Raw genomic sequence first — 7,170 nt, 5'->3', positions numbered from 1 at the left:
GGCAAGGTACTTCTCATACGTAGCGACCAATATAGTTGCCGACAGAGGCGAGCTATTGGCTCGTCCACTCCCGTCTGTCACCCCATCACCTGTTGCGCACACGAGGGCGTGTGGGTCATCCCCGAGCCACGGACCTCGGAATAGTCTTTGGATCTCGTCGAACTTCTGGGACGCAAGAGCACGGTGTGATACGAGGTAGACAAACTTTTTGCCGTGTTCCAAGCCTTTTGCGGCAGCCCACCATCCGATAAGAGTCTTGCCTGTCGACGTAGGGGCGGAGATCAAAAGGCTTTTGCCATCAGTAAGACCTGCGTCTAGGGCGGCGTATTGTGCATCCGTGATGCTGTAATTCGCGTCATCACGAGGCATAAGTTCGGGCGTATCGAGGACGCGCTGGCTCAGTCGGCAGTCGGGAGGCAAAGTTGTCTTCATAAATCACCCTAAAAATACATTTGTTTTTATGATGATACTATGAATAATTCATTATGAATCTAAATGGTTTGTTATATAAATATATTATTGGTGTTCAAGTAATATTTTCTCCATAGACGAATGAATGATAGTTTCCACTTCTGTTTCTAATTTAAAATACGGAGATTCTGAAATATATTTATGCGTATTTTATTATATATGTTCCGGTTATTTGAAATGTGACATCTTTCTCTACCATTGCTATCGCCACTACGACTGGCTTAATCGTAGTGTGATTGAGTGGCGGTCGAATATCTTGTGTCACCTCTCTCGCATCATTCAGCGCTTCGCTAAGTATTTTATTAGTGTGGTTAAATCAGATGCTTTTTCAGGTCATAATATGTTTGGGGTGTAAGAATAGGTAGTCAAATAGGGGCGTCCAGACGCTCATAGAATTCATTGAGAGCTTAATATTTTTCATTAGCCATAGAGTGACAGCATAGTTTTTTTGCAGGACGGAACTGCTTGGCCTACGCTTTCAAACGTCTTCTCACTGCACCCCTTGCTGGACAATAAGCTTTCAACGGATCAATATGCTTTGAAATGATGAAGGGGATAGCCCTGCAAGGCTATCCCCTTCGAAACTCGCTGTTACGGCGGCGAGCAGGTGCAAAAGCGATTGAGCCCGCTAGAGCGCCCGATGGAGAGAATATAGCGTGAGCCATTCAAAGGTTCAACGTTATCCGACCTGGGAAGTGCTCGCCGTCTGAAAAAGGACGGACATGACCTCTTTCGCTTCCCAGATCTGGACCCTGACCCAGGCCCGTCAGATCACGGCCAAAACGCATCTTGTTCTCCAAGCTCTCGCAAGCTTCGAAGGATATCGCGGCCTTTTCCCCTCGCATGAAAGCATTGCAGCCCGTGCAGGATGCAGTACCAGAACTGTTATACGGGCGCTGGAGACGGCTTACAGCCTTGGTCTGATAGAAAGGACCAGACAGCGCATGAGGCGCTCAGGACGCGTTGTGAGAGGTCCTAACCGGTATCGTCTGGTTCTAGTCTGTCTGGAACAGGCCAGAATTGCAGCAGCTCATGCAACGCAGCGCCTTAAAGAGGCTCTAGCCCGCAGAAATTTGCGATTTTCTTCTAACTGCCAAAATGTCAGCGAACTTCATACTCAAAGGAATTTTTTTAGTGAAAAGCCTCGATCCAAAGAGGAATGGCTGGATCTGATCGCTTCCTGGTCTGCATCTCCGTCGACAGGTTAGCCTTTCACACCCAGATTTCTCTTCAGACCACCGTTTGTAATGCTTAGGAAGCGAGAGTGATATGGAAGGACATTCCCACTCTATGCTCGACAGAATACAATTCAGGTCAGAGAAGTAAGAGGATCTATGGCCGAGAACACAGAAATCCTGACCTATCGTCAGTTAGCGGATCGGCTTGGTCTTTCCCTTGAGGCTGCACGTGCACGTGTTCGCCGTGGCGGTTGGCTTAAGATCACAGATAATTACGGTATTGTCCGGGTTTCAGTTCCTGTCTCGACCCTAAACGTGCCCACTGAACAGGACAAACACGTAGATCCGGGTGTTCACCCTGAATGCCCTCCTGAGCAGAATGAGACGTTCACCCCGGATAGTATGGTTTTGTCCACCCTACGTGAGGTGATAGGCATGCTACAGACCGAGTTGAACGAGCGACGCCGAGAATGCTCGGAATACAAGTCAGAAAACGACCATCTCAAGCAACAGAATTCCCAACTTAGGGAACAGATAGCACGAATAGAGGGTGAACGCGTACACTCTACGTCCGCCCTGGTCGGGCGCCCAGAGCAAAAGCCAGCGTTCACCCTGAACATCCCCCCTAAACAAGGAGAGGGTTCGCGGGGGTACGGATATCGTCGCTGGTGGTGGCCGTTCGGATAGGAATTTACAGGAAACGCTGTCCAGCATGGACCTTCAAAAGTGAGGCGTGTCGGACATAATGTCGCAGGACATCTAGGCTCTTATGTCGCGATGTCTCGGCAATAAGCAGAGCATCGGCCCCCGTCTCGGCTCCAGAGGTGATGAAGCCTGCTCGTAGGGAATGACCCGAGAAACGCTCAGGATCGAGCCCCACGATCTCGGCGGCCGTCTTGATGATCCGGGCTACAGACCGATCCGAGAGTGAGCCTCTAACCCGGCCATGCCGGTCCACGGATCGGAATAGCAGACCGGATGTGATCCCTGCCGTCTCGCACCAAGCCGAGAGGTGATCCAGCGCCCGGATGGTCGAGCCGTTCAGAATTCCGATGGTCTGACCGGCACCGTCAGGGTCAGTCTTGCTACGACGGATGGAGAGCAGCGCGCCGCCCTCCTGCAGTACAAGATCCTCGACGTCCAGCGCTACCAGTTCGGATCGGCGCAATGCTCCGGCGAAACCCAGGGCCAGCAATGCCCGGTTGCGCAGACCGATCAGGGTATCAGGCTGAGCCGCCAGCATATGGCGCATGAACGCCACGGTTACAGGGGCTTTACGGCTCGGCGCGGTACCCAGTGTCCGTCGCATGCCGCGCAGCGCATCTTGGACAATGCGTGAGCGGCTGAAGCTCTCGAACCCGGCCATCTCATGCGCGCAGGATACAGCGGCCACCCCACGGGCCAACGTCGCGGCTTTGCGGCCCTGTTCCAGACGCGATGCGACCCATGCGGCGACGGTTTCCGGCTGAGCAGGGAGTGGCATGACGTTCTGGGTGCGGCACCAGGTGACGAAGGCATCCCAGTCGGTGCGATAGGCGCGCAACGTGGCCGGGGACCGGGCAGCCAGAGCCAGACGGTCAGCGGCGCTTTGAAGCGGGGCTGGAAGGGTATCAGGGACGGGAAGGATCAGGCTCATGACTGTGGCCTACTATCACGTCCCCCCTGACGTCCGAGAATGGGGATTCTCAGACGCCAGGGGCACTGGCTGTCGGCATCCGCTGTGCGGGATCGGTCGACGACCCATCGACTACAAAGGACTACAGAAGAGCTACGCAACGCTATCAGAAGAGTATCATATCGATATCAAGGTTTTCCCTTCTCCATATACAAATGCAAACTTTCAGTTGTGCCTTTTTAGAAGCACTAGTGCTAACCGGATAACGCCGACTGAAAGTCTGCATTTGTGTGTTCGTCCAGGAGCTGTTTCCACCGTGTCCCCATGGAGACACCCCCGTATCACCGATCGGCACTAGTGCTATGATGGATAATCATCGGGCAGGGAGGGACGTATGAGCCGACAGACCATGGAGACCGTGCGCAGACGTCGTAAGGCGCTCGGTCTGGTGCAGGCGAATGTCTGGATCCGGGAAGAAGACAGGGAAGCCTTCCAGGCGGCTGTGGCACCCTTCAGGAAGGCCGCACGCGATATCGAGCAGGAAGCACGCGAGGAAGCAGTACCGTTCGAGGACTTCACCTACAGGGTACGGTTCCCTTTTGCTCCGCCAGCCGCCGTCAGGAACACCATGAAAGCCTCAGGATGGCTGTATGACCGCGAAGGCGATGTCTGGCGCCGTAGGGTGTCGGAACAAACCGTAGAGGCTCTCCGAGGCGAAGCCGCAACGCTGAAGGTCAGATACCAGGCCAGCATCGACTATGAGTGGGGCTAGCTCTCGCTTGATGCATTCGAGGAGACATCGTTGATGGAGACGACAGCAGCCCTTTGCGGCACCGTCCCTTCAGGCCAAGCAGACAACGCCCATGGCCTCCCGGTCTCTCTACTGTCGGCAACCGATCAGCTTGCTTTGTCTGCGCGCGCTCCAGCCATGCCTGCACACCCGAAAACCGTCTCGGCCTGGATCACCTGGCGCCTGACCAAAGGACGCAAGGCGGCAACGATCGCTCGCGGCGTGGCGGCTGTCTCCTGTGCCCATGAACTGGCTGCCTATGAGAGATTCAGTCGGGCAAGGCTTGTTCAGGACGCCTTACGGGGAATGAGACGGACAATCGGTACGCAGGCTTGATTGAAGGCGTTACTTGCAGCTGACCTAGAAGGACATTGCCGTTCTGGTGTGAGTTCCGGTTACTACCTAGCGGGACTGGGAGCAGAGACAGGTTCGTTCGAAGCCCGTAGTGTGGACCTTGTGCGCGTAACTGGATCGAAGATTACTTAAGGACAATTATGGGTATTATCAGAACATAGATGGCGGTCGTTTGAGTATGTTGAATTCTACGTTTGGGTGGTTCAGGCCGGCTGGAATAGCATACTCTGACCGGCCCCAACCTTAGAAGTTGTTAAATGGAAGATCTTCCGTAAGAGCAATTCCCGGCGTAGTGAGCCAGTTGTGAAGGTCGGCGATAGTTAGGTTGCCATCCTTGATGCGGAGGTAGGCCTCCGCCAAATCCATTAGTTCAACAACGCTAAGATGATTGCAGCCAGAGATCGCGGTTGGGATGCTAGGTTCAGCACCGGGGCTGCAAATTGTAGTAACCGGTGTACCGCTCAATCCAGCGATTGCAGCAGCACTAACGACCTCAATGGCATCGTTCAGAGAAACCAAAGCCGTTTCTCGATCCTTGGATTTGACTTCGGCGACGATGTCGCTCGCCATGCCGCTCGCCGCGAATTCAATTTTCAGGTCTGGCCAAGCGGGCTTGGTGCCATCGTCGAGCACGCTGCAGTTGATGCCAAGATCTTGAAACGCGTTGATCACAGCCGTCTCAAGCCTCTTCCCTTTCATGTCGTATAAGTCAGAGATAATGTTTCTGACACCGTGCATGTCGGCCTTCTTCTCGTGGCGTCTACGAAAGTGCCGTCTCTGGTCTACCTTCCAGTTCCTCGCCGCGTCTCGGACTTGGTTCGCGTATGAGACGCGACCGACTTTCGGAAGTGCTGCTTGGCGAAGGACGTCCATTTCCACGCTTCCGTCCATGAGTAAGTGAGGGCGAGAAATGCCTTGCTGATGAATGCTTACGATTTGCATACGAGTCAGACGTTTTGCAGGTCCATGCAGCTCAAGCTCTTTCAGCCAGTGACACTCAGACGGCAAACCGTATGCAATGCGTACCGCGTATCTGCGCAGGACCCGAGAAAATTTTCTGATGTGTAGTAGAGCGGGGTTGGTAGACCTTAGTAGCGGATGCCGCGCCGCATCGGCGAGTGTCAGTGAAGACGATGATCCGATTACCTCTGCGACGGCTGCTAGAAGCCAACTCACATCGCGTGCCATATTCTCGATCAACCCAAGGCGAACGTCTGGCACAAGCTGTTCTAGCGTTTCACGGTCAGTCCCAGCTGCCCACTCTGACAGCGCCCGCGCGCCGTTGGCCGCACTGGGATCAGCAATCCACGGCCGCTCGAAAAGTAGCGTATCGAGAGCCTCCGCTTGTGGGTTTGCTACTACTCCGTATCGATTAAAACGATAGCTGATGTTCCGCGTTCGGGGTCCGCCTGTCAGAGTGAATTCGGGAGAGAGCAGGCTTCCGTGCGCGAAGATAAAAAGTAGGTCATCGTCTCGACCTTCTTGTTCCGGCGTGGGCAGCAGATGAGCGGCTTGTTCGCCATGCTCATTCAGGTAGTGCAGAAAATGTTCAACGGTCTCAGGCTTCAAGCCGCTTCTTGCAACGGCCTTGCCGAACTCCGTGACAACAATTCGGGTCTTCGTTTCAATTAGGCAATGGGTGTTGATGAGACGGTCGATCTGTTGATTGAGATGCGGCCGCCAATGTTCGACATTGCCAACCCCCTTCTCCGCTTCACGGCTGGCACTAAGAGTCGAAGACATTAACGAAAATGCTCCGTCGCGTGTCGTGCAGAGGCCACCTGCGAAAAGTTGGATTATAAGTGACCCGAAATCAGTCGGCGTGATCCCAACGCCGAGCGTCTCTCTCTTCGAAAAGTCCATCAGCTGTTGGAGGAGTGTCAAGTCAGATGCCCCACCGGCAGTTGCGAGGACAATTCCTTCACCTGTGCCTTGCCCCATCCGGCCAACACGCCCTGCCATGTTCTGGAACTCGTCGCGACGGATAGGCACGTGCTCTCTCTTATCAAAGTCCCATCGCTTCCACTTTGAAAATACGGCGCTGCCCAAAGGGAAATTCACACCGGCTGCAAGCGTTGATGTCGCAAAGACCACGTCTACGGTCTCGGCTTTCATAAGGTCTTCGACGAAGGCGCGTTCAGACTCGCTCAGCTCAGCGTTGTGGAATGCACAGCGCTTGTTAATCAGTTGCAGGAGACCAGTATCTAGGTCGAGGCCAGCTGGTGCTTCGATAGACTGTGTGTCTACTTGGGTTGTAGCCCACTTTTCTGCGAGATCATAACAATCGTCCACCTTCATGCAGAACACGATGACAGGTTTTTTTTCCAAGGCGACAAGCTCTTGGATCATGCCATTGAGTTCCATCTCCTTAACCGTTGGTAGCTGGTGAAGGGGTTCGATGCCATTAGGAGTGGATCTGGCAATAAGGTGGCCATTCCGCCAGCGGCCTTCAATCGTGAGTGATTTCTCGCGCGTGTCGACCTTTACCAAAGTGAGGTTGAGCCAATATGCCAACTGCTGTGCACCGACATCATCCATAACTGCAGACAGGCCGATGAACTGATACCATCCGGTTCTCTTGAGCACAGAGAGTAGAAGCTCGACATGTTTGCCTCGGCTGCCGTCACCAATCAGCTGAATTTCGTCGCACACGAATACAACGTTGGACAAGTCTTGAGGGGGCCCCCCCGCAGAGATCAGGGCAAGGTACTTCTCATACGTAGCGACCAATATAGTTGCCGACAGAGGCGAGCTATTGGCTC

6 protein-coding genes are annotated in these 7,170 nt (G+C 53.9%); 3 read left to right on the top strand and 3 right to left on the bottom strand.

The genetic code is table 11. The features are described from left to right. Nucleotides 1-369, bottom strand: a 369-nt coding sequence (locus AA0535_RS15740) for a DEAD/DEAH box helicase (protein WP_373319281.1), incomplete at its 3' end; no start/stop codon positions are given. An 824-nt stretch (nucleotides 370-1,193) separates the two neighbouring features. On the opposite strand from AA0535_RS15740, the gene AA0535_RS05315 reads away from it, so the two are divergent. Then, on the top strand, nucleotides 1,194-1,679 hold the full coding sequence (locus tag AA0535_RS05315; RefSeq protein ID WP_264814878.1) for a helix-turn-helix domain-containing protein: 486 nt from the start codon (nucleotides 1,194-1,196) through the stop codon (nucleotides 1,677-1,679). A gap of 661 nt (nucleotides 1,680-2,340) precedes the next feature. Here AA0535_RS05315 and AA0535_RS05310 read toward each other — a convergent pair. Beyond that, nucleotides 2,341-3,285 carry a site-specific integrase gene (locus AA0535_RS05310; protein WP_264814876.1) on the bottom strand — a complete coding sequence of 315 codons (945 nt, stop codon included), beginning with the start codon at nucleotides 3,283-3,285 and terminating at the stop codon, nucleotides 2,341-2,343. 373 nt (nucleotides 3,286-3,658) lie between these two features. Between AA0535_RS05310 and AA0535_RS05305 the strand changes: the two genes are divergently transcribed. Further along, a complete protein-coding gene (locus AA0535_RS05305; RefSeq protein WP_264814875.1) occupies nucleotides 3,659-4,036 on the top strand; it encodes a hypothetical protein in 378 nt (125 codons plus the stop codon). Nucleotides 4,037-4,066: 30 nt separating this feature from the next. After that, entirely contained in the window at nucleotides 4,067-4,390 is a 324-nt protein-coding gene (locus AA0535_RS05300; RefSeq protein WP_264814874.1) for a hypothetical protein, read from the top strand. Between the two features lie 261 nt (nucleotides 4,391-4,651). On the opposite strand, the gene AA0535_RS05295 is transcribed toward AA0535_RS05300, so the two are convergent. Then, the gene (locus tag AA0535_RS05295; protein ID WP_264814873.1) at nucleotides 4,652-7,078 is read right to left on the bottom strand and encodes a helicase-related protein; all 2,427 of its coding nucleotides are present in this window, start codon (nucleotides 7,076-7,078) and stop codon (nucleotides 4,652-4,654) included. Nucleotides 7,079-7,170 lie beyond the last annotated feature (92 nt).

The organism is Asaia krungthepensis NRIC 0535, from assembly GCF_025995175.1.
Classification (GTDB): Bacteria; Pseudomonadota; Alphaproteobacteria; order Acetobacterales; family Acetobacteraceae; genus Asaia; species Asaia krungthepensis.
Note: the sequence above shows the minus strand (reverse complement) of the source record. Positions and strands in the feature narration are given on the sequence as shown.

Excerpts from the sequence above, each read along its gene's own strand:
- AA0535_RS05315 (WP_264814878.1), top strand. The coding sequence starts at position 1,194 with ATGACCTCTTTCGCTTCCCAGATCTGGACCCTGACCCAGGCCCGTCAG.
- AA0535_RS05310 (WP_264814876.1), bottom strand. The coding sequence starts at position 3,285 with ATGAGCCTGATCCTTCCCGTCCCTGATACCCTTCCAGCCCCGCTTCAA.
- AA0535_RS05305 (WP_264814875.1), top strand. The coding sequence starts at position 3,659 with ATGAGCCGACAGACCATGGAGACCGTGCGCAGACGTCGTAAGGCGCTC.